The sequence below is a fragment of the Halorubrum sp. SD612 genome (assembly GCF_002135005.1).
On sequence record NZ_NEWI01000004.1, the window covers coordinates 23708 to 49759 of the forward strand.

Annotated in this window: 26 protein-coding genes and 1 pseudogene; 18 read left to right on the forward strand and 9 right to left on the reverse strand. The window is 70.1% G+C overall.

The features are described from left to right. Positions 1 to 39 precede the first annotated feature (39 nt). The 7 genes from B9G38_RS01095 (at position 40) to B9G38_RS01125 (ending at position 7230) form a co-directional block, all read left to right on the forward strand. Positions 40 to 1137, forward strand: coding sequence for a sensor histidine kinase (locus B9G38_RS01095; RefSeq protein WP_086219192.1), 1098 nt, complete (start codon positions 40 to 42; stop codon positions 1135 to 1137). A 39-nt stretch (positions 1138 to 1176) separates the two neighbouring features. Then, the gene (locus tag B9G38_RS01100; RefSeq protein WP_086219193.1) at positions 1177 to 2304 is read left to right on the forward strand and encodes a zinc ribbon domain-containing protein; all 1128 of its coding nucleotides are present in this window, start codon (positions 1177 to 1179) and stop codon (positions 2302 to 2304) included. 95 nt (positions 2305 to 2399) lie between these two features. Then, a complete protein-coding gene (locus tag B9G38_RS01105) occupies positions 2400 to 3143 on the forward strand; it encodes a fumarylacetoacetate hydrolase family protein (RefSeq protein WP_086215868.1) in 744 nt (247 codons plus the stop codon). 280 nt (positions 3144 to 3423) lie between these two features. Then, positions 3424 to 4869, forward strand: coding sequence for a GTPase (locus B9G38_RS01110; protein ID WP_086219194.1), 1446 nt, complete (start codon positions 3424 to 3426; stop codon positions 4867 to 4869). 83 nt (positions 4870 to 4952) lie between these two features. Continuing rightward, positions 4953 to 6047: a histidinol-phosphate transaminase gene (hisC, locus tag B9G38_RS01115; RefSeq protein ID WP_086219195.1), complete on the forward strand. Its 1095-nt coding sequence runs from the start codon at positions 4953 to 4955 to the stop codon at positions 6045 to 6047. Continuing rightward, positions 6044 to 6601: an adenylate kinase family protein gene (locus B9G38_RS01120; RefSeq protein ID WP_086219196.1), complete on the forward strand. Its 558-nt coding sequence runs from the start codon at positions 6044 to 6046 to the stop codon at positions 6599 to 6601. Before hisC ends, B9G38_RS01120 begins: the two co-directional genes overlap by 4 nt. A 26-nt stretch (positions 6602 to 6627) precedes the next feature. Beyond that, on the forward strand, positions 6628 to 7230 hold the full coding sequence (locus tag B9G38_RS01125) for a CDP-alcohol phosphatidyltransferase family protein (protein WP_086219197.1): 603 nt from the start codon (positions 6628 to 6630) through the stop codon (positions 7228 to 7230). A gap of 84 nt (positions 7231 to 7314) precedes the next feature. Here B9G38_RS01125 and B9G38_RS01130 read toward each other — a convergent pair whose 3' ends face one another. Continuing rightward, positions 7315 to 7701 carry a hypothetical protein gene (locus B9G38_RS01130; RefSeq protein ID WP_086219198.1) on the reverse strand — a complete coding sequence of 129 codons (387 nt, stop codon included), beginning with the start codon at positions 7699 to 7701 and terminating at the stop codon, positions 7315 to 7317. Between the two features lie 71 nt (positions 7702 to 7772). On the opposite strand from B9G38_RS01130, the gene B9G38_RS01135 reads away from it, so the two are divergent. Next, positions 7773 to 8009, forward strand: a complete 237-nt coding sequence (locus tag B9G38_RS01135; RefSeq protein ID WP_008442562.1) for a hypothetical protein — start codon at positions 7773 to 7775, stop codon at positions 8007 to 8009. A 72-nt stretch (positions 8010 to 8081) separates the two neighbouring features. Here B9G38_RS01135 and B9G38_RS01140 read toward each other — a convergent pair whose 3' ends face one another. The 3 genes from B9G38_RS01140 to B9G38_RS01150 form a co-directional block, all read right to left on the reverse strand. Next, positions 8082 to 9203, reverse strand: a complete 1122-nt coding sequence (locus B9G38_RS01140) for a hypothetical protein (RefSeq protein WP_086219199.1) — start codon at positions 9201 to 9203, stop codon at positions 8082 to 8084. Between the two features lie 154 nt (positions 9204 to 9357). Further along, positions 9358 to 10542, reverse strand: a complete 1185-nt coding sequence (locus B9G38_RS01145; protein WP_086219210.1) for an MFS transporter — start codon at positions 10540 to 10542, stop codon at positions 9358 to 9360. An 84-nt stretch (positions 10543 to 10626) separates the two neighbouring features. Further along, on the reverse strand, positions 10627 to 11796 hold the full coding sequence (locus tag B9G38_RS01150) for a Xaa-Pro peptidase family protein (RefSeq protein WP_086219200.1): 1170 nt from the start codon (positions 11794 to 11796) through the stop codon (positions 10627 to 10629). A 119-nt stretch (positions 11797 to 11915) separates the two neighbouring features. On the opposite strand from B9G38_RS01150, the gene B9G38_RS01155 reads away from it, so the two are divergent. The 4 genes from B9G38_RS01155 (at position 11916) to B9G38_RS01170 (ending at position 16774) form a co-directional block, all read left to right on the forward strand. Further along, positions 11916 to 12572 carry a hypothetical protein gene (locus B9G38_RS01155; protein ID WP_086219201.1) on the forward strand — a complete coding sequence of 219 codons (657 nt, stop codon included), beginning with the start codon at positions 11916 to 11918 and terminating at the stop codon, positions 12570 to 12572. 270 nt (positions 12573 to 12842) lie between these two features. Continuing rightward, entirely contained in the window at positions 12843 to 13820 is a 978-nt protein-coding gene (locus B9G38_RS01160; RefSeq protein ID WP_086219202.1) for a transcription initiation factor IIB family protein, read from the forward strand. Between the two features lie 81 nt (positions 13821 to 13901). Next, on the forward strand, positions 13902 to 14375 hold the full coding sequence (locus B9G38_RS01165) for an NUDIX hydrolase (protein WP_086219203.1): 474 nt from the start codon (positions 13902 to 13904) through the stop codon (positions 14373 to 14375). Between the two features lie 131 nt (positions 14376 to 14506). Continuing rightward, positions 14507 to 16774 carry a hypothetical protein gene (locus tag B9G38_RS01170; protein WP_086219204.1) on the forward strand — a complete coding sequence of 756 codons (2268 nt, stop codon included), beginning with the start codon at positions 14507 to 14509 and terminating at the stop codon, positions 16772 to 16774. Between the two features lie 83 nt (positions 16775 to 16857). On the opposite strand, the gene B9G38_RS01175 is transcribed toward B9G38_RS01170, so the two are convergent. Further along, positions 16858 to 17163 carry a hypothetical protein gene (locus B9G38_RS01175; RefSeq protein WP_049929599.1) on the reverse strand — a complete coding sequence of 102 codons (306 nt, stop codon included), beginning with the start codon at positions 17161 to 17163 and terminating at the stop codon, positions 16858 to 16860. Positions 17164 to 17467: 304 nt separating this feature from the next. Here B9G38_RS01175 and B9G38_RS01180 point away from each other — a divergent pair, with 304 nt between their 5' ends. Further along, positions 17468 to 18874: an adenylosuccinate synthase gene (locus B9G38_RS01180; protein WP_086219205.1), complete on the forward strand. Its 1407-nt coding sequence runs from the start codon at positions 17468 to 17470 to the stop codon at positions 18872 to 18874. A gap of 31 nt (positions 18875 to 18905) precedes the next feature. Here the strand turns inward: B9G38_RS01180 and B9G38_RS01185 are convergent, their stop codons facing one another. Next, complete coding sequence (locus B9G38_RS01185; protein ID WP_086219206.1) at positions 18906 to 19772, reverse strand: aldo/keto reductase; 867 nt, start codon at positions 19770 to 19772, stop codon at positions 18906 to 18908. A gap of 131 nt (positions 19773 to 19903) precedes the next feature. Here B9G38_RS01185 and B9G38_RS01190 point away from each other — a divergent pair, with 131 nt between their 5' ends. The 4 genes from B9G38_RS01190 (at position 19904) to B9G38_RS01205 (ending at position 23650) form a co-directional block, all read left to right on the forward strand. Beyond that, on the forward strand, positions 19904 to 20392 hold the full coding sequence (locus B9G38_RS01190; protein ID WP_049929596.1) for an Lrp/AsnC family transcriptional regulator: 489 nt from the start codon (positions 19904 to 19906) through the stop codon (positions 20390 to 20392). After that, positions 20389 to 21528 (forward strand): pyridoxal phosphate-dependent aminotransferase, encoded by a 1140-nt coding sequence (locus B9G38_RS01195; protein ID WP_086219207.1) that lies wholly within the window; start codon positions 20389 to 20391, stop codon positions 21526 to 21528. The genes B9G38_RS01190 and B9G38_RS01195 overlap by 4 nt, the downstream gene beginning before the upstream one ends. Positions 21529 to 21680: 152 nt before the next feature. Further along, positions 21681 to 22835 (forward strand): acyl-CoA dehydrogenase family protein, encoded by a 1155-nt coding sequence (locus B9G38_RS01200; protein WP_049929594.1) that lies wholly within the window; start codon positions 21681 to 21683, stop codon positions 22833 to 22835. Between the two features lie 68 nt (positions 22836 to 22903). After that, the gene (locus tag B9G38_RS01205; RefSeq protein WP_086219208.1) at positions 22904 to 23650 is read left to right on the forward strand and encodes a sensor histidine kinase KdpD; all 747 of its coding nucleotides are present in this window, start codon (positions 22904 to 22906) and stop codon (positions 23648 to 23650) included. A 27-nt stretch (positions 23651 to 23677) separates the two neighbouring features. Here the strand turns inward: B9G38_RS01205 and msrB are convergent, their stop codons facing one another. After that, complete coding sequence (msrB, locus tag B9G38_RS01210) at positions 23678 to 24088, reverse strand: peptide-methionine (R)-S-oxide reductase MsrB (RefSeq protein WP_049929592.1); 411 nt, start codon at positions 24086 to 24088, stop codon at positions 23678 to 23680. A 107-nt stretch (positions 24089 to 24195) separates the two neighbouring features. Here msrB and B9G38_RS01215 point away from each other — a divergent pair, with 107 nt between their 5' ends. Beyond that, a complete protein-coding gene (locus tag B9G38_RS01215) occupies positions 24196 to 24432 on the forward strand; it encodes a CDGSH iron-sulfur domain-containing protein (protein WP_086219209.1) in 237 nt (78 codons plus the stop codon). 32 nt (positions 24433 to 24464) lie between these two features. Here B9G38_RS01215 and B9G38_RS01220 read toward each other — a convergent pair whose 3' ends face one another. Together B9G38_RS01220 and B9G38_RS01225 are read right to left on the reverse strand one after the other, a co-directional pair. Then, the gene (locus B9G38_RS01220; RefSeq protein ID WP_049929589.1) at positions 24465 to 25550 is read right to left on the reverse strand and encodes a DNA topoisomerase IV subunit A; all 1086 of its coding nucleotides are present in this window, start codon (positions 25548 to 25550) and stop codon (positions 24465 to 24467) included. Next, a pseudogene (locus tag B9G38_RS01225) lies at positions 25550 to 26052 on the reverse strand (DNA topoisomerase VI subunit B); the annotation flags it as partial. The pseudogene B9G38_RS01225 and the gene B9G38_RS01220, both read right to left, overlap by 1 nt.

Sequence of the window (26052 nt, forward strand, 5' to 3'; positions counted from 1 at the left end):
CGGATCGTCCTACGACGCCCGTGACAGTGGAGCCTCGACATGGCGGGTGAGCCGACCGACGAACGCGTCGAGGACGGCTCGAATGACGGCCGATATCGTCACCTCATCGAACACGTTCAGGACGCTGTCGTTGAGTTCACGCTCGCCGACGGAGGGCCAACGGTCAGCGACGTCAATCGGGCGTTCGTCGACGTCTTCGGCTACGAGGCCGACGACATTCGCGGCGAGTCGCTCAACGAGTGGGTCGTCCCCGACTGGAAGCTCGCGGAGGCGAGGGAGTTGGACACGAACACCGCCTCCGGCGCGATCAACTACCAGCAGGTGACCCGTGAGACCGCGACCGGCCTCCGCGAGTTCCTCTACCGGGGGATCCCGTACGCGACCGGCGACGCGGACGACGACACCCCCGACGGCGGCTTCGCGGTCTACACCGACCTCACGGAGGTGTCCAGAAACGAGCGGCGGCTGGAGGTGTTGAACCGGATCCTCCGGCACAACCTCCGTAACAACGCAAACGTCGTCGCCGGCCACACGACGCGGTTGCTGGCCCAACTGGAGGATCGACGCGGCGAGACGGTCGACGTGGCGGCCACGATCGAGCGCGCCGCCCACGAGCTCGAACAGCTGGCCGACGAGGCCAACCACATCCGTCAGGTCCTCGAACATCCGACCGACGAGGTGGCCGACATCGACCCCGAACCGACGGTGCGCGCCGTCGTCGACGACCACCGAGAGCGGACGCCGAGCGCCGACATCGAGATCGAGACCGGCGAGACGGGTCGGGTGATGGCCGACAGCCGGCTCCGGTACGCGGTCGACAGCCTCGTCGACAACGCGATCGAGCACAATCCGAGCCCGGAGCCCCGGGTCCGTCTCCGGATAACGAGCGCGGAGGGCCTCTCGGGCGCGGCGTCCGGGGAGTGGGTCGTGATCCACGTCGAGGACGACGGCCCCCAGATCCCGGCCGACGAGCGGGACGTGATCCGCGACGGATCGGCAATAACGCCGACGCACCACGGAAGCGGGCTCGGGCTCTGGCTCGCTGAGCTGACCGTCGAGACGTTCGGCGGAGAGCTCTCGTTCGGCGCGAGCGACCTCGGCGGGAACGACGTGTCGATCCGGCTCCGCCGGCGGTGAGGAGAGGAGTTAACACGCCCCCGCGCGAACCGGCTGTCGATGCCCTCCAAGCGGACCGACGCCCCGCCGCCGACCGACCGGTGTCACGAGTGTGCTCAGGCGGTTCCGGCCGGGGCGAGCTTCTGCCCCGACTGCGGCGCCGACCTCGACGGCCCCGCCGCGTACTGCGCCGAGTGCGGCGAGGCGTTCGACGAGGACGACCGGTTCTGCTCGAACTGCGGCGCGTCGCGGTCGGGCGACGGGTCCGCCCCGGCCGCGTCAGAGAGCCGGACCGACGCGGCCGAGCGCCCGAGCGATGCGGAACGCGCCTCTCGCTCGGAGCCGTCCCCGGGCGAAAGCGAGCGCGCCTTCAGGCGCCGCGTTCAGGACCACCTCGACGCCGGGTGGGACGTGGAGCGGGACGACGGCGACCGCGTCGTCCTCGTCGACAGGGGGATCGGCTCCGTCGGCGTCCACATCCTCCTGTTCATCTTCACCAGCGGCATCGGCAACCTGCTGTACGGCTGGTGGCACTACTCCAAGCTGGCCGAACGGCGCCGACTCGTCCGCGGCGACGAGACGACCGCGCGCGCCCCGTCGAGCGTCGACGGTGGCGGCGGTCGGGTCGAGACCGCCTCCGCGTACGTCCTGACCGCGCTGCTGCTGCTGATCGGCGGCTGGATCGCGTTCCTCTCGGTCGAGTCTGGCTCCCCGCCGGCCGCGCTGATCGGCCTCGCGTTCGCGGGGCTCGGCCTCGGCGTCGCTCCGCCAGTCCGCCGACGGCTCGACCGCCGCCACGGGATCACGCGGTTCGGTCGGCAGCGGACGGTCGACCACCGGCTCGTCCGACCGCCCGAGTCCGTCGACGATCCCTGCGTGGTCTGCGGCCAAGAGTTCGACCGCGGACTCGTCAGGCGGCGCCGCGACGAGACGCTCGTCGCCGGCGTCCCCGTCCGCACCCACTCGGTCCGCCACAACCACTACTGCGTCGACTGCGCGCGCTCGGAGGTGTTCGGCGACCGCGTCGACTCGCCGTCGCTCGGCGACCTCGCCGACGAGAGGGTCGCGGTCGACGACGAGGCCGCGGACGGCGGCGCGGGCCGTCCCGCGGACGACGCCGTGGGCGACGGTTCGAGCGCGGAGTCAGCGACTGACTCGGTCCGCGAGTCGGCTGACTCCGCCGAGTGAGTCGGGGCCTCTCCGCCGCGGTCGTCGCTTCCTTCGATGGGTCGTCGCTTGCCCCTCCGCGAACGCTTTTCGGGCGGCCGCCCGTTCGGCCTCGTATGTACCACGTACGGTTCCGCGATCCGGCCGGATCGATCCGCGACGGCGAGTACGACCCGGCGACCGACACGGTCGCCTTCGGTGGCGAGGCGTACGCGCTCTCGGACCCCGCGATCGACGTGCTCGCGCCGAGCGAGCCCTCGAAGATCGTCTGTATCGGCCGCAACTACGCCGACCACGCAGAAGAGCTCGGGAACGACGTGCCCGACCGCCCGCTGCTCTTCCTCAAGCCGCCGAACGCGGTGGCGAGCCACGGCGACACCGTGACCGTCCCGGCCGGCAAAGACCGGATCGACTGGGAGGCGGAGTTCGCGGTCGTGATCGGCGAGCAGTGTAAGGCGGTCGACGCCGCCGACGCCATGGAGGTCGTCGCGGGGTTCACCTGTATGAACGACGTGTCGAACCGCGACGACCAGAACCGCGAGCAGAACTGGGTGCGCGGGAAGGCGTTCGACGGCGCCGCGCCGCTCGGCCCGGTCCTCGCGACGCCCGACGAGGTTCCCGCCGACGCGAGCGTCGAGCTCCGCGTCAACGGCGAGACGAAGCAGTCGAGCGACCGCGAGCATATGATCTTCGACGTGCCGACACTGATCGAGGAGATCACGACGTACCTCACGCTCGAGCCCGGCGACGTCATCGCCACTGGCACGCCGGAGGGGGTCGGCGCCCTCTCTGACGGGGACACGGTGGAGATCGAGATCGAGGGCGTCGGCACGCTCGAACACGACGTTCGCGTCCCCTGAACGCCCGAGCCGACCGACCTGTCCGGCCGTTCCTGTAGCTCGGTACCACACCTCGTTTCCGGTGAACGCTTATATGCCAGCCCCCGGAGTCGGAGGTATGGAGACCAGTTCGTTCGTCGCCGAACCTTGACGGCACCGTCGCGGCGCGATCCGACGCCGGCCGACCCCGTCGGACGCGGGACAACCGGTCCGAATCGGATCGACCGATCGGACGCGCCGCCGAGACCGCACGCGGAGCGGAGACGCTCCCCTCTCCGGGCCGACGCGAGCGCCCGACCGAATGTCACGAGACGACGACGCGACGAACGAACGCGACGAATCGAGCGGACCGAGCACAACCGAGACCGACGCCGCGCACAGCGATGCGACCCGGGCGATAGTCGCGGCGCGGTCCGAGGACGACCAGCCAGACACAACGGAGATCCGCGAGCTGGCCGCTGCGGCCGGCTACGCGGTGGTCGGCGAGGTCACCCAGCGACGGCGCGAGGACCCGACCTACGACCTCGGGCGCGGGAAGGCGGAGGAGCTGATGCGGCTCGCGGCCGACGCCGACGCCGAGGCCGTCATCTACGACGGCAGCCTGTCGCCGGGACAGACGTTCTCACTCGGCGACCTGCTGCCGACCGGGACAGCGGTCGTCGACCGCCCGCGATTGGCCTTGGAGCTGTTCGCCGACGCCGCCGACTCGCGGGCCGCCGACCGACAGCTGGAGCTGGCGCGGCTCCGCTACGAGCTGCCGAGACTCCGGGAAGCGGTCGCCCGCGACGCGAGCGAGGACGTGCGCCTCCGGCCGGAGGGCGACAGCCGCGTCCTCGACGTCGAGAAGCGGATCGAGTCGGCCGAGCGCGCGCTCGACGAGATCGCCGACGACCGCGCGGCGCGCAGGGCGGAGCGCCGCGACGCCGGGTTCGACCTGATCGCCCTCGCGGGCTACACCAACGCCGGGAAGTCGACGCTGGCGCGGCGGCTCGCGGACGAGGTCGACGACCCCGATTTCGGTGCCGGGGCCTCGGATCGGCCCGCAGCGCGCGCCGACACAGCCGCGGGGGACCCGGCGGACGACGCCGGTGCGCTCGCGGTCGCCGACCGCCCGTTCGAGACGCTCTCGACGACCACGCGTCGCGCGACCGTCGCCGGACGGCGCACCCTGCTCATGGACACCGTCGGGTTCCTCGACGGGCTGCCGCACGAGGCGGTGCGCTCGTTCCGCGCCACCATCGACGCGGTCCGGGCCGCCGACTGCGCCCTGCTCGTCGTGGACGCGAGCGACGACCCCGCGGCCCTCCGTCGGAAGCTCAGCGCGTCGCTGTCGGCGATCGAAGCGACCGACGGCCCGGTCGTCCCCGTCCTGTCGAAGGTCGACGAGGTCGATGCCGACGGGCTCGCGTCCGCCGTCGAGGCGTACGAAACCGTCGTCGCCGAACTCGGCCCGCGGGACGCGCCCGTCGCCGACGCGGTCCGGTCGCCGGTTCCGGTGAGCGTCCGGGACGAGTCGGGGCTCGGCGACCTCGCGGACGCGGTGGCGGACGCGCTGCCGACGGCGACCGCGACCGTCGAGGTCGCGAACGGCGGCGACGCGCAGGCCGCGCTCTCGTGGGCGTACGACCGGAGCGTCGTGACGGACGTCGAGTACGCCGGCGAGACGATCGCCGTCGGCCTGGCGGGACGGCCCGACGTCGTCGCCGAGGCGGAGCGGCGGCTGCGCGGCGCGGGTTCGCCCCCGTGAGCGCTCCCGACACCGACCCGGGAGCGCCGTGACCGGCGTCCGTCAAGACCACCCTTAAGCCCGACCGCCCCCGACCTCCGGGCATGCGACCACGGGATCTCTCCGATCACTCGCCGTACGTGCCCGGGCGGGGCGTCGAGGAGGTCGCCCGCGAGCGCGGGATCGACCCCGACGACCTCATCAAGCTCTCCTCGAACGAGAACCCGCACGGCCCGAGCCCGGCGGCCGTCGAGGCCATTCGCGACCACGCCGACCGCGTGAACCAGTACCCGAAGTCCTCGCACACGGACCTCACCGCGAAGATCGCCGAGAAGTGGGGTGTCGACGACGAGCAGGTGTGGGTCTCGCCCGGCGCCGACGGCTCGATCGACTACCTCTCTCGGGCCGCGCTGGAGCCGGGCGACGAGGTGTTGGTGCCGAGCCCCGGCTTCGCGTACTACGCGATGTCCTCGCGGTACCACCACGGCGAGGTGACCGAGTACGAGCTCTCGACCGCCGACGGCTTCGCGCAGGACGCGGAGACGGTGCTGTCCGCCTACGGGGGCGAGCGCATCGTCTACGTCACCTCGCCGCACAACCCCTCTGGCTCGACGATGCCGCTCGACGAGGTCGAGGCGATCGCCGACGCGACCGCGCCGGAGACGCTGGTCGTCGTCGACGAGGCGTACGGGGAGTTCTCGGACGTCGACAGCGCGATCCCGCTCGCCGACGAGCGCGACGACGTGGCGGTCCTGCGCACCTTCTCGAAGGCGTACGGGCTCGCCGGGCTCCGGATCGGGTACAGCGTCGTCCCCGAGGCGTGGGGCGAGGCGTACGCCCGCGTCAACACGCCGTTCGCGGCCAACGAGCTGGCGTGCCGGGCCGCCCTCGCCGCGCTCGACGACGAGGGCCACGTCGAGCAGTCGATCGAGTCCGCCCGCTGGGCCCGCGAGTACATCGCGGACGAGCTTGACGCGCCCACCGTCGACTCCGCGGGGAACTTCGTCCTCGCCGCGGTGGGCGACGGCGAGCGCGTCGCGGAGGCGGCTCAAGAGCGCGGCGTGATCATCCGCGACTGTACCTCGTTCGGGCTCCCCGAGCACGTCCGTATCTCGACGGGGACCCGCGAGGAGACCCGCGAGGCGGTCGAACTGCTCAACGAGACGCTGGCCGACCTCGACCTCGGTGTTCGGGCGTGACGGCGGGGGCCGACGACGCCGACGCCACCCCTGACCGCGACCGCGCCGACCGCGTCGCCGTCACGGGCACGCCCGGGACCGGGAAGACGACCGCGACGGCGCTGCTCGAAGGGGAGTACGACGTGATCCACCTCAACGACCGGATCAAGTCCGACGACGACCTCTGGACCGAGCGCGACGACGAGCGCGACACGCTCGTCGCCGACCTCGGCGCGGTCCGCGAGGACCTCGGCGGCTGGTCCGGGGTCCTCGACTCGCACCTCGCGCACCGGTTCGCTGTCGACCGCGTCGTCGTGTTGCGCTGTCACCCCGAAACGGTCGAGTCCCGACTCGAGGCGCGCGGCGAGACGGCCGAGGCAGCGGCCGAGAACGCCGAGAGCGAGGCGCTCGACGTGATCCTCTCGGAGGCGGTGGCCGAACACGGCGCGGAGAACGTCTACGAGGTGGACGCCACCGACCGCGACCCCGAGGCGGTCGCCGATGCGATCCGGGCAGCGATCGAGGGGGAGCGCGAGCCGAGCGCCGGCACCGTGGACTTCATCGATTATATATGAGCCGGCCGCGAGCGTCGAGACGGTAGATGACCCTCGACCAGTACCGCTCCGTGGCCGACCGGCTGCTCGGCCCGTGGGTGTCCGCGGCCGACAGGCTCGGCCTCTCGCCCGACCAGGTGAGCGTGATCGCCTTCCTCGCCGCGGTCGGGGCCGCCGCGGCTTTCGCCGCCGGGTCGACGCCGCTGTACGCGGCCGGCGCGCTACTCGTCCTCCTCAACGGCTGGCTCGACCTCGTCGACGGCGCCCTCGCGCGCCACCAGGAGATCGCCTCCGACGGCGGGGACTTCCTCGACCACGTCCTCGACCGCTACGCCGACGTGGCGGTCATCGGCGGGCTCACGGCCGGCGTGGAGGCGTACGCGCTGGGCTTCGCCGCCGTCACGGGCGTCCTCCTCACCTCGTACCTCGGCACGCAGATCCAGGCGGTCGGGATCGGCCGCGAGTACGGCGGCCTCCTCGGCCGGGCCGACCGGCTCGCGCTGATGGGCGTCGTGGGCGTCGTCGCCGCGGTCTACTCGGCGCCGATCGTCGCCGGACTGAACGTCGTCGGCCTGCTGCTCGCGCTGTTCGCCGTCGTCGGTCACCTGACCGCGGTCCAGCGGTTCCTCGGCGCGTGGAGCGACCTGTAGCCGCTCGCGGTTCCCTCCCCCGGTCCGGTCCTGCCCAAGAGCGGCGCCTGAGCAGATGTTCGGATCGGCGGCGGCGATGGGTTCTCAGCCGTTCTCGCCCGCCCGTGAGCGCAGTTCCGACCCCCGCGCGTGGACGTCGTTGACGGCGTCGCGGACGACCGACTCGTCGACGTCGAACGCCCGGGCGGCGTACGCCACCGACAGCCTGACGCCGAGACACGTCATCCGGACCTCCTCGTCGGCTCGGACGACCGAGGGCGGGGTACCCCGTCTGCCGGTCTGTCTCTCGTCGAACCCGCCGGTGATAGCGTACAGATCGGCGTACAGCCGGGCCGCCTGCGGGAGGTCGGACGACGTGATGCGCCCGTCGGAGCCGTCGAAGTGGTACGCGTCGGGGCGGACACGCTCCTCGCGGACGATCCGATGGCCGTCGTCGTACGTTTCGATGATCGTCTCGGCGGAGTCGCTCACTGGAACCAGCCTCTCCGAACGCCTCGCGAAACGAGGGAACAATTTAAAAGCGTCCGGTCGATATGGGAGGTATGCCCACTTTCGAGCTGAACCTCTCGGACGACGTGTACGCGGAGTTTCAGCAGCTGGCCGATGAGGAGTTCGTTTCCGAGGAGCAGGCCGCCGAGGACCTCATCGCGTCCGGCATCGAGGCGTACAACGTGAGCGTCGTCGACGACGATCCCCGCGACGAGATGCTCGACGGCGCCGAGAACAACATGTTCGACACCGCCGAAGACCCCGGAAGCATCGAAGACGACCGGCTGTAAGGGTCGTCTCGACGCCTGACCCGGCTTCTTCCTAGAACCGCACCACGCCGACAGCGAGCGGCGTCCGGCGGACTACGGCCGCCGCGTGTGAGTCAGGAGCGGGAACTCCGTGCGAACGGTGAGCCGAAGGTCCCCGGCCAGCGGTCGCGCCTCGGCGGGTGCTTCGCTCTCGTCGATCAGGAGGCCGCCGCTCTCGGAGAGTCCGACGAACAGCACGTCGCCGACCGAGAGCGGCTCCGAAAGCCTGCTGCTGGCGCTCCCCCGTTCGTCTCCCAGACGAATACGTGCGTCTCGGGACACGTCGTCGCCGCCCGTCATCTCCACCCGGAACGCGGTGCCGTCGTCGGTGAACGCGACGTCGAACCGGACGCCCTGCTCTCGCGCCGCGTCCGCCCAGTCGGGCTCGTCCACGCTCGTGTCGCCGACCGCGGTTATCGCGGCCGTAACGTCGAACGCGATCGTTTCGCCGCCCTGGAGCTCCGTCTGATCGTACTCCAGCTGGCTCACGAATCCGGACTCGCTGACCGTTATCGACGCGTCGAACTCCCGCATCTCCCCGAAGCTGAGTCGCTCCGAGTAGCCGACCGACTCGTAGACGACCCCCAAGCCGCCCGCGGTCTCGACCAGTTCCGTCGCCGCTCCCCACTCCACCTCGGAGATGTACCGCCTGAACTCGCTCAGCCCGGTCACCTCGTCCGTCGGCGGTGCGCGCTCGTCCACCCTGTAGGCCTGCTCGAACCCGGACTCCATCCTGACGTACGCCACGTCCTCGTCGGCCGGCGACCAGACACGCTCGGTCTCCCCGTTCTCCGTTACCTCACGCGAGACGGCGTTGTCGTCGAACTTGCTCGTCTGCGTCTGGGAGAACTCGTTGTCGTCGAACACGTCGGTGCGCTCCCCTTCGTGCGTCAACGACCCCGCCTCGACCAGGGTCGATTCGTGCGTGCCGAACAGCGTCACCCCGTCGACACCGTCCTGACGTGCCCCGTCCGGGTAGTCGAAATCGTCCAGTGTCGGCGCCGCGTCTTCGGTGCTTTCCGTCTGATTCTCCGAGCCGTTGTCGTCCCCGTCGTCCCCGTCGGACGCTTCCTCGGACCCGTTCGGCGGCGCCGACTCGTCGGGGGTCGAACCGCTACAGCCCGCAAGTGGAAGAGAGACGGCCGCCGCGCTGGTGAGAACGTATCGCCTGTTCATATGTGGTCTACGGTACCCTCCAGACACGTACGTAAATACGTGCTGACTTGTTTTGTATATTATATTCTGGCTGGCGTTCGAATCGGGGTTCAGTCGACCGAATCTGTGTGTAGTAACTCTACAACAGGCATGTAACTGACATACCTGCGGCGAGTCAGTACCCCAAGCCAAACAGCCGGTTCGCCGACAGCGTGGCCAGCCCGAGCGCCATCACGCAGGCGAGCAGCCCGAACGCGACCGGCCACCCCGCGGCGTCGGAGACGGCGCCGACGACGACGCTGCCGGAGGCGCCCGTGACCATGTACGCCGTCCGGACCAGCCCGAACCCGGCGCTGCGCTCGGCGTCGGAGAGCAGGTCCATGAACCGCGACTGGACCGGCGCGCCCCACGACATCGCGAGGCCGACGAGGCCGACGCCCGCGACCGTGACCGGCAGTCCCAGGTCGAGCGTCGCAGTCGCGACGAGGGCCCCGTACCCGACGACGCCGGCGCCCATGGTCACCATCGCGGTGGCGTCGCGGCCGATCCGGTCGGATATCGACCCGGTGACCGGCTGTGTTCCCCCGTGGACGAGGAAGTACGCCGAGAACAAAAGCGCCGACAGCGCACTCGATAAGCCGGTGCCGACCTCCAGGAACGTCGGCAGGAAGGATGCGGTCGCCTGCCACGTGAACGCGCCCATCGTCGCCAGCGCCGTCGTGTAGAGGATCTCGGGCCGCGAGAGCAGCTCGGCGAGCGGACCGAACGCGAACCGCTCGCCCATCGGCTGGTCGGGGCGGAGCGGTTCGGTGGGCCGGACCCGCCACGCGAACAGGGCGAAGACGGGCACCGCGACGGCCGCCCCGAGGAGGACGCCGGCGCGCCACCCGTACCGCGACCCGACGAGCGCGGCGGCGGGCGGCGCGGCGAGTCCGGCGAGCGGCCCGCCGGCCACGTGGACGCCGATGGCGCGGCCGGTATCGTCGAACTGCCGCGTGAGGAACGTCGTCGCGACCGAGTAGTGGAGCCCCGCCCCGACGCCGAGAACGGCCGCAAACAGTCCGAGCGCGAGCATCGAGGGCGAGGCGGCGAGGAGCACCGACGCGATCGCGGTGGCCCCCACCGCGGTGAGGATGACGCGGCGCTCGCCGTAGCGATCGCCGAGGACGCCGGAGGGGAACTGCGCCAGCGCGTAGGTGAGCCACATGCCGCTGAGCGCGAGCCCGACGGTGCCGTTGGTCACGCCGAACCGCGCCGTGATCTCCGGGACGAGCGGGCTGACGACGAGCCGCGCCACCATCGTCCCGGTGAACGCGAGCGTACAGAGCGCGAGCGCCGTGTGTTCGTACCGCCAGTTCACGGTCGCCGTACCGGACACGGGTCAAAGCGGCTTCCGATCGCGGTCAGACGAGCCGGAGCCTCTCCGCCCGGACCGCCCGAGAGTTCACTCGGCCGCGAACCGGATCGGGTAGTCGGTGAGGTTCTCGTAGCCGTCCTCGGTGACGACGACGAGGTCCTCGATCCGGACGCCGCCGACTTCGGGGTCGTAGAGGCCGGGCTCGACGGTGATCACGTGGCCCGGCTCCAGCTCTCCGCCGCCGCTCGCGAGCCGCGGCGACTCGTGGACGTCGAGACCGATGCCGTGCCCCGTCGAGTGGATGAACCCGGTCTCCGTCTCCGGGTCGGTGCGGAAGGTCGGCTCGCCGGCCTCCTCGTACACCTCGCAGGCGGCGGCGTGGACGTCTTCCCCGGTCGCGCCCGGCTCGACCGCGTCGAGCGCGGCGTCGAGGGCGCGCTCGGTGAGGTCGTACCACTCGCGGAGGGTCTCGTTCGGCTCGCCGACGCAGAACGTCCGCGTCATGTCGGCGTTGTACTTCGTCGCCTTCGACCGGGGGAAGATGTCGACGATGATCGCCTCGTCCGCGCGGAGCGGGCCCGAGCCGCGGTCGTGGGGGTCCGCGGCCTGCGCGCCGCCGGCGACGATCGTCTCGTCGAGCGCGCAGCCGTGCCGCAGGAGGGTGACCTCGATCTCCTCGGTCACCCGCTCGCTGGTGAGCGGCTCGCCGTCGCGGAGCAGGACGCCCGTCTCCGCGTCGTCGCTCTCGGTCGCCACGTCCGCGCCGGCGATCAGGTCCTCGGCGGCGCGCATCGCCGCCTCGTTCGCCGCCTGGGCCTCGCGGATCGCCTCGATCTCGTCGTCGGTCTTGACCGCCCGGACTTCCCGGAGCCGGTCGTCGGTGTCGACGGTCACCGCCACGCCGCGCTCCCGGAGGGCGTCGGCGGTACCGACCGGGCCGCGGGGCGGCATCGAGACGGACTCGACGCCCTTGTCGCGGACGAACGCGGCGTACGTGTCGTTTCGCGCCTCGCGCCCGCCGTACTCGTAGTCGGCGTGGCGCTCGACGCCGTCGGCCGTCGCCTCCTTCTTCGCCCGCCCGTACTCCAGGCCGCCGACGAGGACGTGGACCGCTCCGTCGGCGTACAGCGTGAGGAACGGGTCGGGCCCGGTGAACCCGGAGAGGTACAGCTGGTTGGCGTCCTCCTGCGAGGCGTCGATCAGGTAGCCGTCCGTCTCGAGGTCGGCGAGGCGGTCGTCGAGCCGCGGTCGGTTCATACGTGCCCCTGTTCGGGGAGGGGCAAAGCGGTTGTCCTCTCGGAACCGGCGAGACGGTGAGGGGCCTCGACGACCCGCGACAAAGCATATGCCCGCCAAGCCGGAACGACCGGGGCGTGATGTCGACGGACCGACGAACTACCCTCCTCTCGCTCGTACACCTCCCGTCCGGCTGGCTGCCGGTCGCCGTCGCCTGCGGGAGCGCTGCGGCGCTGCTCGGACTGGCGCTCACCTGGGTCGGGCTCGCGGTCGCCGGCGTCTCGCCGGGGGAGTCCGAGGTCGCCCGGTGGATGGTCGGCGGCCCGATATCCGCTGTCGAGGGGTCGATCTGGTTCCTCCTCGACGCCCACTGGGTCCGGGTCCGGACGGGACCCGGGCTGTCGAACCACGTCATCTTCGGGCACCCGCTGATACAGGCCGACACCGCGCTGTGGCCGCTCCGCGCGGTCCCGCTGACCTTCGCTCTCGGCGCCGCGGCCGCCGTCCGATACCTCGGTATCGACGACCTGCTCGCCGGCGCCGTGACCGGCATGGGCGCGACCCTCGGATACCTCCCGACGATGCTCGCGCTGCGGGCGGTCTCTCGGGTGCCGTTGACGCGTCACGCGACCGACGGGACGGTGCCGATCTCCGACGCGGACGGGATACCTGTGACGGAGGTGGCCGGCGTCACCGCCGGTCCGGACCTCGCCGCGACAGTGCTACTGGTGACCGGACTGGGCGTCGTCGTCGGCCATCTCGTCGGTGCGAGCGCGACCTTCGCGACCGGGGACTGACGGCCGGATCGGTCGCCGCGAACGCCGTCCCGTCACCGCGAAACGCCTATATACTATATCCCGGGGAGAGTCCGTCTGTTTCGCTCGTGACGTGGTTTCGCAGGAGGCATCTCGAATACCGAATCTTACAGGGTTGTACACTCCGTTTTCGGGCGTGTCTCAGAGGGACCAACTACACAAACATTTAAGTATTTGGCTCACTTACCCGAAGGTGAGGAAAACACCGAGATCCGTCTCTCGGTTTCGTTGTTCCCTCCACGTACCAAACCAATGAGCGAGAACCTTCGAACGTACACGACAGAGACGGCCGACGACGAGCGCGAAACCGAGCCGGAGAGCCAAGAGGAGGAACTGCGGTGTCCCGAGTGCGGCGGTCAGCTAGCGACGGACACGGAACACGGCGAGACCGTCTGCGTCGACTGCGGACTAGTCGTCGAAGAGGACGAGATCGACCGCGGGCCGGAGTGGCGCGCGTTCGACTCCAAGGAGAAGGACAACAAATCCCGCGTCGGTGCCCCGACGACGAACATGATGCACGACAAGGGGCTCTCGACGAACATCGGCTGGCAGGACAAGGACGCTTACGGTAAGTCGCTGTCCAGCCGCCAGCGCGAGAAGATGCAGCGGCTGCGGACGTGGAACGAGCGGTTCCGCACCCGCGACTCCAAGGAGCGCAACCTCAAGCAGGCGCTCGGCGAGATCGACCGCATGGCCAGCGCCCTCGGCCTCCCCGACAACGTCCGCGAGACCGCGAGCGTCATCTACCGCCGCGCGCTCGACGAGGACCTGCTTCCCGGCCGCTCCATCGAGGGCGTCTCGACGGCCTCGCTGTACGCCGCAGCCCGGCAGGCCGGGACGCCGCGGAGCCTCGACGAGATCGCGGGCGTCTCCCGCGTCGAGAAGGACGAGATCGCTCGGACGTACCGCTACGTCGTCCGCGAGCTGAAGCTGGAGATCCAGCCCGCCGACCCCGAGAGCTACGTCCCGCGGTTCGCCTCCGACCTCGGCCTCTCCGACGAGGCCGAGCGCCGCGCCCGCAGCCTGCTCGACACGGCGAAGGAGCAAGGGATCCACTCCGGCAAGTCGCCGGTCGGGCTCGCCGCCGCCGCCGTCTACGCCGCCTCGCTGCTGGTCAACGAGAAGGTGACCCAGAGCGAGGTCAGCGAGGTCGCGAACATCAGCGAGGTCACCATCCGGAACCGGTACCACGAGCTCCTCGAGGCCGAGGACTCCGTCGCGCTGAACTGAGCTGCTTTTCTGCCCGCCGCCGCGTCGGTCGCCCTCCGTCCGGGTCGAAACCGCGAAGGCGACGCGTCGCCACCCGCACGTATGGAGACGACCCGCCACTTCACGGCGACGACGTACATCGTCAACGACGGGGCGACGGCGCTTCACGACCACGAGCGGCTCGGCATCCGGCTGCCGCCCGGCGGCCACGTCGACCGCGACGAACTCCCGCACGAGGCCGCTCGCCGCGAGGTCCGCGAGGAGACGGGGCTGACGCCGGAGCTGGTCGCCGCCGAGTCGCAGATCACGGGCCCGAACACCCGCGGGCTCCCGGAGCCGGCCCACCTCATGCTCCACGACATCAACGTCCACGAGGACGGGTCGGTGGGCCACCAGCACGTCGATCACCTCTACTACGCCCGCGTCGACTCCCGAGTGATCGCTCCCGACGGCGACGACGAGGTCGACCCGGACCAGTGGCGCTGGTACACCCGGTCTGAACTCGCGGCGAGCGACCTCCCGGAGGACGTCGTCGACCTCGGTCGGGAGGCGATCGCCGCCGTCGACGAGGGGTGAGCGGGACGGGCCGTCGAGAGCGCTCTCGGGGCCGCCGCCGTCCGCCGGTCGGAGCGGCGGAGCGGGGCGTCAGACGGCCGTCTCACGCTCCGGAAGGTATTTGAGTCGGTGTTGGCGACGTAAACGCAAGGATGGACGCACAGCGAAGGGAAGCGATCGCCGAGTGGGACGAGCGCTCGTTTTCCGACGGGCTCGCGGGGCTCGGGCGGATCGTCGACGACGGGTTCTCCGGCGCCGCGACCGACGGGGTCGGGTGGGTGTTCCTCGTCGACGGGCGCGTCGTCGGCGTGGTCGACGCGACGCTCGACGCCTTCGCCGACGCCTCGGGGACCGTCTACCGGGCCCCCGACGACGCGCTCCCGGTGCTCTTCGCGATGCAGGAGCTCGGCGGCGAGCCGCGGGCGAAGTACTACACCAATGACACGCCGCTCAAGGAGGCGGACCGGAAGCTCTCGCAGGGCGGATTCACCGGCTACATCGAGCTGTCGGAGAACGTCCTCTCCGGCGACTACTACGTCGCGTACACCGGCGGCGAGTCGATGGCCGCCGCGTACGTCGGCAACGCGCGCCGGCTGGAGACGGGGGACGACGCCTTCGAACTCGCCGCGGACGAGGTCGGCATCTACACCGTGTACGAGGTCGATCTCGACGTCCGCCCGCTCCCGGACGACGCGGGGACGGCGGACGCTACGGACGACGGGACGACCGACGAGACGGAAGACGCGGGGAGCGACCCCGACTCGGGGGGCGACGACGGGAGGGACACGCCGGGCGGAGCCGGTAAAGCTTCCCCCGCGGACGCCGGTGATCCCGCGCCGAACACCGGGCGGGACGACGGCTCGGCGGCCCGGCCCCGAGACGACCCGACGACCGCCGCTCGCGACTCAGATTCGGACGGGCCCGACGCGGCCGAAGCGGGCGGTGAAGCGACGACGGAGGAGGGCGAGGAGTCGCCCGACGCGGTACAGATCGGAGCCGCCGACGCCGCGGAGATGGACGCCGCGGAGACGGACGTCGGGGCGGCGGGGGTGGCGGACCGCGAGCGCCGGCCACCGACCGAAGCGACCGGAGACGCCGCCTCGCGGGACACCCGGGGAACGTCGGACCCGGGAGACGCATCGAACGCCGAGGGCGCGTCGGGCACCGGGAACGCGTCGAGCGACGAGGACATCTTCTCGGAGGAGGCCGAGTGGCGGGAGCAGAAGTCCATCCCGGCGCTCGACCCGTCGGAGGCTGGCGACGAACCCCGCGGGGCCGACGAGCGTCCCGACCCGCCGTCGCAGCGTTCTCGTTCGGCGGCCGACCCCGGGCGGGCCGAGCGGAGCGGATCGAACGCGAACGGCGGGTCGCCGTCGCCGCGCCCCACCGAGCGGTCCGCGTCGACGCCGTCGGCGGTCTCGAAGCGCGACGCCCGCGACGCGACGGGCGACGCGAGCCCGGAGCGGCTTCGGAAGCTCGAGGCGGCCCTCGAGGAGACAGAGACGAAGCGCCAGTCGCTGGCCGACGAACGCGACCGGCTGGCGGCCGAGCGCGACGAGATCGCGACCGAACGCGACGAGTTGGTCGACGAGGTCGAGCGGCTCGAGTCCGAGGTCGGCGACCTCCGGGAGGAGCGCGACCGGCTCCGCCGCGAGCTCTCCGAGGCGAAGGACCGGCTCCCGGACGCCGAGCGGACGCTCACCCCCGCGAAGGCGCGCAGCGGAACGAACCTGTTCATCAGGTACGAATCGAAGGAGGGCGCGACGCTGGCGGACGCCCACGACGGGAGCGTCGACCGTGAGGCCCTCCGCGAGAACCTCCGGGTCGAACACCACACCAGCTTCGAGACGGAGGGCCTCGCCGTCGACGGGCGGCCGTTCGAGGAGTTCCTCGGGGACACCATCGAGTACGGCTTCACCCGCTGGCTCGTCGAGGACCTCCCGTTCGAGGTCCGCGGTACCGGGAACGAGGGGACGCTTCGGGACCTCTACGACGCGCTCCCGGACATCGACCGCGCCGAGATCGGCGGGACGGTGTCGGTCGAACTCCGCGAGGGCGGCGAGGAGGTCCGCGAGCAGCGGTCGTTCGACCTCGTGTTGCGCGATCGCATGGGACACCCGCTGTTCGTCGCCGACCTGAACGACAGCCGGGACCCGACGCCCGAGGGGACGCTGGAGTCGCTCGTCGAGAACGGGCGCGACATCGCCGCCTCCAACGAGACGTTCGCCGGGGCGTTCGCGGTGACTGAGAGCTTCTTCGAGCCCGGGGCCTTAGAGACCGCGAGCGATGCGGTCGGCGGCGGCCTGTTCAGCCGGTCCAAGCGGGCGAGCTTCGTGAAGCTCTCGCGCAAGCAGGGGTTCCACCTGTGCCTCGTCGAGGCGCGCGACGGTGGGTTCCACATGACGGTCCCGGACCTGTAGTCGGTCCGACCGCCGCGGCTCGCGAGCGCGGGCTGAGAGAGAAAACGCGGCACCTACGTCGGCGGGCCAAATCGGAATCGCAGTCAGTTCTGGAGTTCCGCGGCGTCGTCGATCCGCATCGACCCCAGCTTATCAACGGTCTCGTCGAGCTTCTCGTCGAGTTCGTCGACGAACTCGTGGGTTCGCTCCGTGGTGATCGCTCCCTGGCTGGACGGCTCGATGAGGTTCTCCTCTTCGAGGACGCGCAGCGAGTATCGGACCTTGTGGTGCGGGTACCCAGTCTCGTTCGACATCTTCACGATGCCGATCGGCTCATTTTCGATGACCATCCGCAGGACTTGGAGGTGACGTTCCAGCATGTCTACCTCTTTCTCTAGTCGATCTATCATGGCACATGTTAACTTGTCATGCCCCCGTTTAAAAGTTGCTGTCGGCGACCGCGGTCACCCTGTCAGATCGCACCCTTTGACGTGGCAGTAATTAACGTGTTCGATTGCGGCGCAGCGCGCGGCTCGGACGCGGCGCGCCCGATCGCGACGGAGACCGCGAGAGTGAGTACAGGTCCGGAAACTGGGAAGATACACGAACGAGCCTATTTCCTGTGAGCCGTTTATTCAGTGATCCTCATTCGTGGTTATGTCGCAGTCACAGACCGTAATCGGTTTTACTCCCCGCCGGGAATCGGCAGGTCGTATGACACTCACCATCGTCGGCTCCCAACTCGGCGACGAGGGCAAAGGCGCGCTCGTCGACCGGTGGGGAGGGGACGCGGACGTCGTAGTCCGTTATCAGGGCGGCGACAACGCCGGCCACACCGTCGTCGAAGGCGGCGCGGAGTACAAACTCTCGTTGGTTCCCAGCGGTGCGGTCCGGGGGACCGTCGGTATCCTCGGCAACGGCTGCGTCGTCAACCCGAAGACGCTGTTCGCCGAGATCGACAACCTGCGCGAGCAGGGGCTCGACCCCGACGTGCGCGTCGCCCGCCGGGCGCACGTGATCATGCCGTACCACCGCGTGCTGGACGGGATCGAGGAGGAGGTAAAAGCCGACGACGACGCCGGCGACGCGGTCGGCACGACCGGTCGCGGTATCGGCCCCACCTACGAGGATAAGGCCGGCCGCCGCGGGATCCGGGTCGCGGACCTGCTCGACCCCGAGACCCTTCGCGAGAAGCTCGAGTACGCGGTCCCGCAGAAGCGCGCGCTCGTCGAGGACGTGTACGGGCTCGACCTCGACAGCGAGGCGCAACGCGCCTCTGGCAGCCGGACGCAGTCCGGCGACGACGACAGCGATGACGACCGCGCGGCCGCCTTCGACGTCGACGCCCTCCACGAGGAGTTCGCCGCGATCGGCGAGCGCCTCGCCGACGAGGAGATGACCGTCAACTGTTCCGACTACCTTCACCGCCGTCACGAGGCGGGCGACGAGATCCTCTTCGAGGGCGCGCAGGGGACGCACATCGACGTCGACCACGGGAACTACCCGTTCGTCACCTCGTCGAACCCGACCGCGGGCGGCGCGGCCGTCGGCTCCGGGCTCGGCGTCACGACGGTCGGCGACGGCGAGGTCGTGGGCATCGTGAAGGCGTACCTCTCGCGCGTCGGCGAGGGGCCGCTCCCGACCGAACTCGACGGCGACGCCGACGAGGAGGCGCTCGCCGACGAGATCCGCGAGAAGGGCGGCGAGTTCGGCACGGTCACCGGCCGCCCACGCCGGATCGGCTGGCTCGACCTGCCGATGCTCCGTCACGCCGCGCGCGTCTCCGGGTTCACCGGGGTCGCGGTCAACCACGTCGACGTGCTCGCCGGGCTCGACGAGCTGAAGGTGTGTACCGGCTACGAGCTCGACGGAGAGACGCTCGACACCGTCCCCACCACGACCGACCGGTGGGAGCGCTGCGAGCCGGTATACGAGACGCTCGACACGTGGGCGCCGTTCGACTCCTCGGCGGTCGCCGAGGCGGGCTACGACGCGCTCCCCGAGGCGGCCCGCGACTACCTGGAGTTCGTCGCCGACGAGATCGACACGCCGGTCTACGCCGTCGGCGTCGGCCCCGACCGCGAGGAGACGGTCGAACTGACGAACCCGTTCGACGAATAGGAACTCGCCCGTCTACCGTCGGATTTCGGGCCTATTCCCGCGGATCTATCGCGTTCAGCGCGGCCATGTCTTCCGCCGTCAGCGACAGGTCCGCGGCCGCGAGGTTGGATTCGAGGTGGTCGACGCTCGACGTGCCCGGGATCGGGAGCGTCACGTCGGAGTGGTCGAGGAGCCACGCGAGCGCGACCTGCCGCGGCGTGGCGTCGCGTCGCGCCGCGACCTCGTCGAGCGCGTCGGCGGACTCGTCGTCGTCGACCGCGTACATCGGGCCCCACGGGATGAAGCCCACGCCGCGGCCCTCGCAAGCGCGTAGCACGGCCTCGTCGTCGCGGTGGCCGACGTTGTACCGGTTCTGGACGGTCGCGATGTCGACGATGTCCGTCGCGGTCTCCAACTGCTCGACGGTGACGTTGGAGAGCCCGACGTGCGCGATCTGCCCGGCATCTTTCATCTCCGCGAACGCGTGGACCGACTCCGCGAAGTCGGTGTCCGGGTCCGGGCGGTGGAACTGGTAGAGGTCGATCGTGTCGGTGCCGAGGCGGTCGAGGCTACACAGGACCTGGTTCTTGAGGAAGTCCGGGTCGCCGTGGGGGAGCCAGTCGCCCTCGCGGTTGCGGAGCAGCCCGGCCTTCGAGGCGATCACCACGTCGTCGGGATCGCCGATCGACTCGCGGATGAGCCGCTCGGAGACGCCCGGGCCGTAGGAGTCCGCGGTGTCGACGAAGTCGACGCCGAGGTCCACTGCCCGCCGGAGCACGTCCCTCGCGTCCTCCTCGTCGGCGGGCCGGCCGATGACGTCCTCACCGGTGACCCGCATCGCGCCGAAACCGAGTCGGTCGACCGTGAACGCCCCGCCGATGTCGAACGTGTCGCGTCCGCCGCTGGTGTCGGAAGCCATGGTCCGTCCGTCTCGCGCCACGCTGAAAGCGGTAGGGGTGGCGGAAGGGGACGCGGCGAACGGGCGCGGCGCGCCGCCGCCCGTCTTGCGCCCGTCGCTACTCATAAACCGCCCCCGAGTAATCGTAGGGTATGGACGCCGAGCGCGAGGTACTCGACGTGTTGGCGCGGAACGCCCGCGAGGACATCGACGACATCGCGGCCCAGACGGGCCTCGACGCGGCGGCGGTAGCTGACGCGATCGACGCGCTGGAGGGCGACGGCGTCGTCCACGGCTACCAAGCCGTGGTCGACTGGGACCGCGTCGAGGAGGGGAAGATCCGCGCCGTCGTCGAGATCAACGTGGAACTCGACCGCGAGACGGGGTACGAGCAGGTCGCGGACCGGATCGCGAAGTTCCCCGCCGTCGACGCCTTACACCTGGTCTCGGGCGACTACGACTTCGCCGTCGAGGTGCTCGGCGAGAACATGCAAGACGTCTCCGAGTTCATCTCCGAGCAGGTCGCGCCGATGCCGGCGGTCACCCAGACCGTGACCCACTACATCATGGAGACGTACAAGGACGGCGGGATCCGGTTCGAGGACGGCGACGACGACGACCGCCTCTCCGTGTCGCCATGAGGATCTCGGACCGCGCGCGCACCCTCCCGGAGTCGGGGATCCGGAAGTTCTTCGAGCTCGCTGAGGCGCGCGACGACGTGATCTCGCTGGGGGTCGGCGAGCCCGACTTCTCGGCGCCGTGGGCCGCCCGCACCGCCGCGATCGACTCGCTCGAACGCGGGAAAACGTCCTACACCGCGAACCGCGGGATGGCCGCGCTCCGCGAGCGTGTCGCCGCGCACCACGAGCGCTACGACCAGTCGTACGACCCGTCCGAAGAGGTCCTGGTCACCACCGGCGCGAGCGAGGCGGTCGACCTCGCCTTCCGCGCGCTCGTCGACCCCGGCGACACCGTGGCGGTCCACGAGCCGACGTACATCTCCTACGGACCGGGGATCGAACTGGCAGGCGGCGAGCGGCTGACGGTCCCCACGCGCGCCGCGGACGATTTCGCGCTCACCCGGGAGTCGCTGGAGGCCGCGGGCGCGGCCGACGCTGACCTGCTCGTGCTGTGTTACCCGAACAATCCCACGGGCGCGACGATGACCGATGAGCAACTCGCGGAGGTCGCGGCGTTCTGCCGCGACAACGAGCTCCGCGTGGTGGCCGACGAGATATACGCCGCGCTCACGTACGGGGACGACCACGCCTCGATCGCGACCCAGCCGGGGATGCGCGAGCGCACGGTCGTCGTCAACGGCTTCTCGAAGGCGTACGCGATGACCGGACTGCGGCTGGGGTACGCGCTGGGGCCGACCGACGCGATCGACGCGATGAACCGGATCCACCAGTACACGATGCTGTCGGCGCCGACGACGCCGCAGTACGCGGCGATCGAGGCGCTCGACCGCTGCGACGACGAAGTGTCGGAGATGGTCGAGGAGTACAACCGCCGCCGGCGGCTGGTCGTCTCCCGGTTCAACGAGATGGGCCTCGACACCTTCGAGCCGGGCGGCGCCTTCTACGCGTTCCCCGAGTGCGGCGGGGACGACGAGGCGTTCGCCGAGGAGCTGCTGGAGGCGCAGGGCGTCGCCGTCGTCCCGGGGTCGGTCTTCGGCGAGGGCGGAGAAGGGCACCTCCGGGTGTCGTACGCGACCTCGATGCGCGAGCTGAAGGAGGCGACCGACCGGATCGCGGCATTCGTCGAGGAACGCTGAGGCCGCGGTCGCGGCGCGGTCCCCGTCGCGATACGGCCGTCGCGGGGCGCCTGACGCGCTGGTGGCATACTCGCGGCGCGTAAACGAACAACTACTTCCAAATTCATTGTCGTTCGCCAAAGACTATCACGCTCGATCCTGATGTTCGAGCCATGGAGTTCCAGCTAACCGACGAACAGAAGCAGCTGCGCGAGGAGGTACGGAAGTTCGCCGACGAGGAGATCCGACCGGTCGCGACCGAGTACGACGTCGACGAGGCGTACCCCCACGAGGTGATGGACAAGGCCGCCGACATGGGGCTGCTCGCGCCGCACGTCCCGGTCGAGTACGGCGGGATCGGCTACTCCTCGCTGGAGAACGCCATCCTCACCGAGGAGCTGTTCGCGGCCGACCCCGGGATCGGGCTCTGTATCTCGAGCGCCGGGTTCGGCGCCGAGGCGCTGATGGAGTTCGGCACCGAGGAACAGAAGGAGCGTGTCCTCCCCGAAGTGACCGCGGGCGACGCGGTGATGGGGTCGGCCATCTCCGAGCCGCAGGCCGGCTCGGACGTGACGAGCGTGGCGACGCGGGCGGAGAAGGACGGTGACGAGTGGGTCATAAACGGGTCGAAGATGTGGATCACGAACGGCACCGTCGCGGACTACTTCGTCGTCGTCTGCGAGACGGACCCCGATATCGACGACCGCTACTCGGGCTACTCGCAGATCCTCGTCGAGGGCGACCGCGACGGGCTCACCCGCGACAAGATAACCGGGAAGCTCGGCATCCGCGCGAGCGACACCGCGGAGCTCCGCTTCGACGACGTGCGGGTGCCCGAGGAGAACCTGATCGGCCAGCGCGGGATGGGATTCCTCCAGCTCATGCAGTTCTTCGACGAGACGCGGACCGCGGTCGCCGCGCAGGGCGTCGGCATCGCCCGCGGCGCGGCCGAGCGCGCGCTGGAGTACGCCGAGGAGCGCGAGCAGTTCGGCCGCTCCATCTCCGACTTCCAGGCGATCAAACACAAGCTCGCGGAGATGCACACGAATACCGAGGCCGCCCGCTGGCTCACCTACCGCTCCGCGTGGGCGGTCGACAACGAGGCCGGCGACCTGACCGCGCTCGCGTCGATGGCCAAGGAGTTCGCCTCCCGGACCGCGGTCGAGGTCGCCGACGAGGCGGTCCAGATCCACGGCGGCGCCGGCTTCGTCAACGACCACGACGTCGAGCGGCTCTACCGCGACGCGAAGATCACGCAGATCTACGAGGGGACGACCGAGATCCAGAAGAACATCGTCGCCCGCGAACTGCTCGACGAGGGGATGTGAGGGCGGCGACGGACCGCCGGTCGCCCGCGACCGACATCTAAAACCCCCGGTAGGCCTATATCGTCGGTATGAACGAGGAGGAGGCCCTCAGAGAGGGCAACGACGCGCGCTTCGAGAGCGGCGACAGGGCGGACCCGGAAGAGCGCCTCAAGCGACAGCGCGACGATCTACAGCTGCTGAACCAGGTGATGCGCCACGACATCCGCAACGACCTCCAGCTCGTCGGGGCGTACGCCGAACTGCTCGACGACCACGTCGACGAGGAGGGGCGGGAGTACCTCGACGTGATCAAGCGGAACACGCAGAGCGCCGTCTCGCTCACCACGACGGTCCGCGACCTCGCCGAAGTGATGCTCCGCGAGGACGCCGAGCCGAGCCGCGTCGCGCTCGACCGGGTCCTCTCACAGCAGGTCGAGGAGGTGCGGTCCGCGTACTCAGAGGCCGTCTTCACGGTGGAGGGCTCGTACCCGGAGGTCGAGGTCGTCGGCGACGAGATGTTGAGCTCGGTGTTCCGGAACCTCCTGCGGAACGCGGTCCAGCACAACGACGAGACCCCGCCGAAGGTGACGGTGTCGGCGACCGTCGACGAGGGCGTCGCCGAGGTCCGCGTCGCCGACAACGGGCCGGGGATCCCCGAAGGCCAGCGCGACGAGATATTCGGGAAGGGGGAGAAGGGCCTCGACAGCCCGGGCGCGGGGATCGGGCTGTACCTCGTCCGCTCGCTCGTCGAGATTTACGGCGGGGGCGTGTGGGTCGAGGACGACGAGCCGAGGGGCGCTGTCTTCGTCGTCAGGCTTCCGCTCTGCTCGGAGTGACCCCGCGACGCGCCGTGTCGCGGCGGCTCACTCGTCGTCGTACTCCATCGCGACCGAGTTGATACAGAACCGCTTCCCCGTGGGCTCCGGGCCGTCGTCGAACACGTGCCCGAGGTGCGAGTCGCAGTTCGCGCACCGGACCTCGGTGCGGCGCATCCCGTGGCTGGTGTCCACCGTCGTCGTCACCGACTCCTCCTCGGCGGCGTAGAAGGCGGGCCAGCCGCAGCCGGACTCGTACTTCGTCTCGGCCTCGAACAGGACCGTGCCGCAGGCGCGACACTTGTACTCCCCGTCGTCGGGGTGGTGGTCGACGTACTCGCCGGAGAACTTCGCCTCCGTGCCGCTCTCGCGCAGCACGCGGTACTCCTCGTCGGAGAGTCGCTCGCGCCACTCGTCGTCGGTCAGCTCCGCCGGGTCGCGCTCGTCTGTCTCGCTCATACCCCCGATACGCGCCCCACGGGCAAGGGGGTTGCGACGGGCGAGCCGCGGAGAAGTTGCGGCCCGCGGCCCCAAACGGTATCCACCCGGCGGTCCGATTCGCGCCCATGGCACGCGAAGTCACGCACGAAGAGCGGGGGCCGACGATACTGGACGACGACGACAAGGGAGACGACGGCCTGATCTACGTCTGTCGGTGCGGGCTCTCCGACTCGCAACCGCTCTGTGACGGCTCGCATAGGGCCACGGCCGACGAGGAAGACGGCGTCGTGTACAAGTACGAGGACGACGACGCCGACGGCGAGCGCCGCGAGGTCGACGAGATCGCGTTCGAAGATGCGTAGCGGCGGGCCGCCGAGCGCGACGGCGCCGGCGGTCAGATCACGCCCATCTCCCCGAGCCGCTCGGGGAGGTAGGTGTCGGTGACGAAGTCGAGCCCGCGGCTCGCGAGGGACTGCTGTTCGGACTTCTTGCCGATGTCGAGCTGGAGCTCGATCTGCTCTTCCCAGTAGTCCGTCTGGAACCGCGGGTCCTCCAGCTCGGATTCGAGGGCGTTGATGTCCGAGTCGGATAGCGGGTCGGAGGGGAGGTCATACTCGACGATGTCCTCGGGCTGGATCCCGATGAACCGCGCCTCGGGCGTCGCGAGGTACTTCGAGAGATGTGCGGACTTGATCGAGCCGTACGCGACGGAGCCGTAGATCCGGTAGGACCACGGGTCGCCGTCGGTGAACACCACGACCGGGAGGTCCAGCTCGTCGCGGAAGCGCTTCGTGAGCCGGCGGGTGGCGCGGGCGGGCTGGCCGCCGAGGTGGACCACGAGGGCGTCGTGGGCCTCGTCGAACCCGTTCTCGACCAACCGGTCACGCATCCCGCCGGTCTCGACGCAGAGGACGAACTCGGCGTCGTTGTCGAGGAACTCGATGGTGTCCGGGTTGTTCGGGATCTGGTAGCCGCCCTGCCCCACGTCGAGCTGACAGTGGATCTCGCGTTCACCGCGGTTGGTCTGCTCGCGGAGGAGCAGCGGCCCCATCACCTTCGCGCCCGACTCCTCCGGGCGCATGTGGAAGTCCTCGCGGGTGACGCCCGTGACGATCTCTAAGTCCTCCACGAGGTCGTTCGACTCGTCCTGGGAGTTGAACTGCGCCTCGTCGTTGTCCCACGACTCCGACAGGTAGTACAGCTCGCGCAGCGTCGACGAGCGATCGTCGTCGAGCTGGTTCGCGAGGAACTCGATCGTGTAGGCGGCTTTCAGCAGCTTGCGCGCGCCCCGCACCGAGTTCGCGCTTCGCGTCGAGGTGCGGTCGCCGTAGGTCCAGACGCCGCTCTCCTCGTCGTACTCGATGTTGCTCTTCGTCCGCGTGGGGAGCGTCATCTCCGGAATCGACCCCGCCGCGAACTGGTCGTAGAAGTCGGCGGCCAGGTCGATCAGCTCGTCTCGTGCGTCGCTTTCGGTCGTCATTAGTCGTTCACCGTGAGTTTCTCGGTCTCCACGCCGCCGACGCTGACCTCGAACTCGGGGTCGCCGTCGACCGCGTACGTCAGTTCTCGCTCGTCGCCCGAGGGGACCTCGGGCTTCCACTGGACGAACCACTCGCCGTCCATATCCACCACCGTTCCGTCGGAGAGGTCGGTCGGCTCCGCCGAGACGATGTCGGTGATCTCCAGCTCCTCGTTCACGTCCGAGTGGTTCTCGACGGTGAGCGTCACCGCCTCGCCGTTCACCTCGCGCTCGACGCTGACGTTGTTCATGATCCGCGCCAGGGCCCCGTCGATGTCGGGGCGCGGCCGGCCGGTGACCTCCGAGACCTTGTCGGCCATCTCCGGGAGGATGCGACCGAGCACGTCCTGTTTCTCCCGGCGCTGCTGCATCGAGCGCCGCTTACTGAGGAACGACTTCAGTTCGCGGGCGGCCTCCCGGACCGCGAGCTCGATCTCGTCTTCGATCTCGGGGACGTTCGCGA

Excerpts from the sequence above, each read along its gene's own strand:
- B9G38_RS01135 (WP_008442562.1), top strand. The coding sequence starts at position 7,773 with ATGCCCACTTTCGAGCTGAACCTCTCGGACGACGTGTACGCGGAGTTT.
- B9G38_RS01180 (WP_086219205.1), top strand. The coding sequence starts at position 17,468 with ATGACACTCACCATCGTCGGCTCCCAACTCGGCGACGAGGGCAAAGGC.
- hisC (WP_086219195.1), top strand. The coding sequence starts at position 4,953 with ATGCGACCACGGGATCTCTCCGATCACTCGCCGTACGTGCCCGGGCGG.
- B9G38_RS01220 (WP_049929589.1), bottom strand. The coding sequence starts at position 25,550 with ATGACGACCGAAAGCGACGCACGAGACGAGCTGATCGACCTGGCCGCC.
- B9G38_RS01200 (WP_049929594.1), top strand. The coding sequence starts at position 21,681 with ATGGAGTTCCAGCTAACCGACGAACAGAAGCAGCTGCGCGAGGAGGTA.
- B9G38_RS01095 (WP_086219192.1), top strand. The coding sequence starts at position 40 with ATGGCGGGTGAGCCGACCGACGAACGCGTCGAGGACGGCTCGAATGAC.
- B9G38_RS01110 (WP_086219194.1), top strand. The coding sequence starts at position 3,424 with ATGTCACGAGACGACGACGCGACGAACGAACGCGACGAATCGAGCGGA.
- B9G38_RS01190 (WP_049929596.1), top strand. The coding sequence starts at position 19,904 with ATGGACGCCGAGCGCGAGGTACTCGACGTGTTGGCGCGGAACGCCCGC.
- B9G38_RS01150 (WP_086219200.1), bottom strand. The coding sequence starts at position 11,796 with ATGAACCGACCGCGGCTCGACGACCGCCTCGCCGACCTCGAGACGGAC.
- B9G38_RS01105 (WP_086215868.1), top strand. The coding sequence starts at position 2,400 with ATGTACCACGTACGGTTCCGCGATCCGGCCGGATCGATCCGCGACGGC.
- B9G38_RS01100 (WP_086219193.1), top strand. The coding sequence starts at position 1,177 with ATGCCCTCCAAGCGGACCGACGCCCCGCCGCCGACCGACCGGTGTCAC.
- B9G38_RS01215 (WP_086219209.1), top strand. The coding sequence starts at position 24,196 with ATGGCACGCGAAGTCACGCACGAAGAGCGGGGGCCGACGATACTGGAC.
- B9G38_RS01185 (WP_086219206.1), bottom strand. The coding sequence starts at position 19,772 with ATGGCTTCCGACACCAGCGGCGGACGCGACACGTTCGACATCGGCGGG.
- B9G38_RS01155 (WP_086219201.1), top strand. The coding sequence starts at position 11,916 with ATGTCGACGGACCGACGAACTACCCTCCTCTCGCTCGTACACCTCCCG.
- B9G38_RS01195 (WP_086219207.1), top strand. The coding sequence starts at position 20,389 with ATGAGGATCTCGGACCGCGCGCGCACCCTCCCGGAGTCGGGGATCCGG.
- msrB (WP_049929592.1), bottom strand. The coding sequence starts at position 24,088 with ATGAGCGAGACAGACGAGCGCGACCCGGCGGAGCTGACCGACGACGAG.
- B9G38_RS01205 (WP_086219208.1), top strand. The coding sequence starts at position 22,904 with ATGAACGAGGAGGAGGCCCTCAGAGAGGGCAACGACGCGCGCTTCGAG.
- B9G38_RS01160 (WP_086219202.1), top strand. The coding sequence starts at position 12,843 with ATGAGCGAGAACCTTCGAACGTACACGACAGAGACGGCCGACGACGAG.
- B9G38_RS01165 (WP_086219203.1), top strand. The coding sequence starts at position 13,902 with ATGGAGACGACCCGCCACTTCACGGCGACGACGTACATCGTCAACGAC.
- B9G38_RS01140 (WP_086219199.1), bottom strand. The coding sequence starts at position 9,203 with ATGAACAGGCGATACGTTCTCACCAGCGCGGCGGCCGTCTCTCTTCCA.
- B9G38_RS01175 (WP_049929599.1), bottom strand. The coding sequence starts at position 17,163 with ATGATAGATCGACTAGAGAAAGAGGTAGACATGCTGGAACGTCACCTC.
- B9G38_RS01125 (WP_086219197.1), top strand. The coding sequence starts at position 6,628 with ATGACCCTCGACCAGTACCGCTCCGTGGCCGACCGGCTGCTCGGCCCG.
- B9G38_RS01170 (WP_086219204.1), top strand. The coding sequence starts at position 14,507 with ATGGACGCACAGCGAAGGGAAGCGATCGCCGAGTGGGACGAGCGCTCG.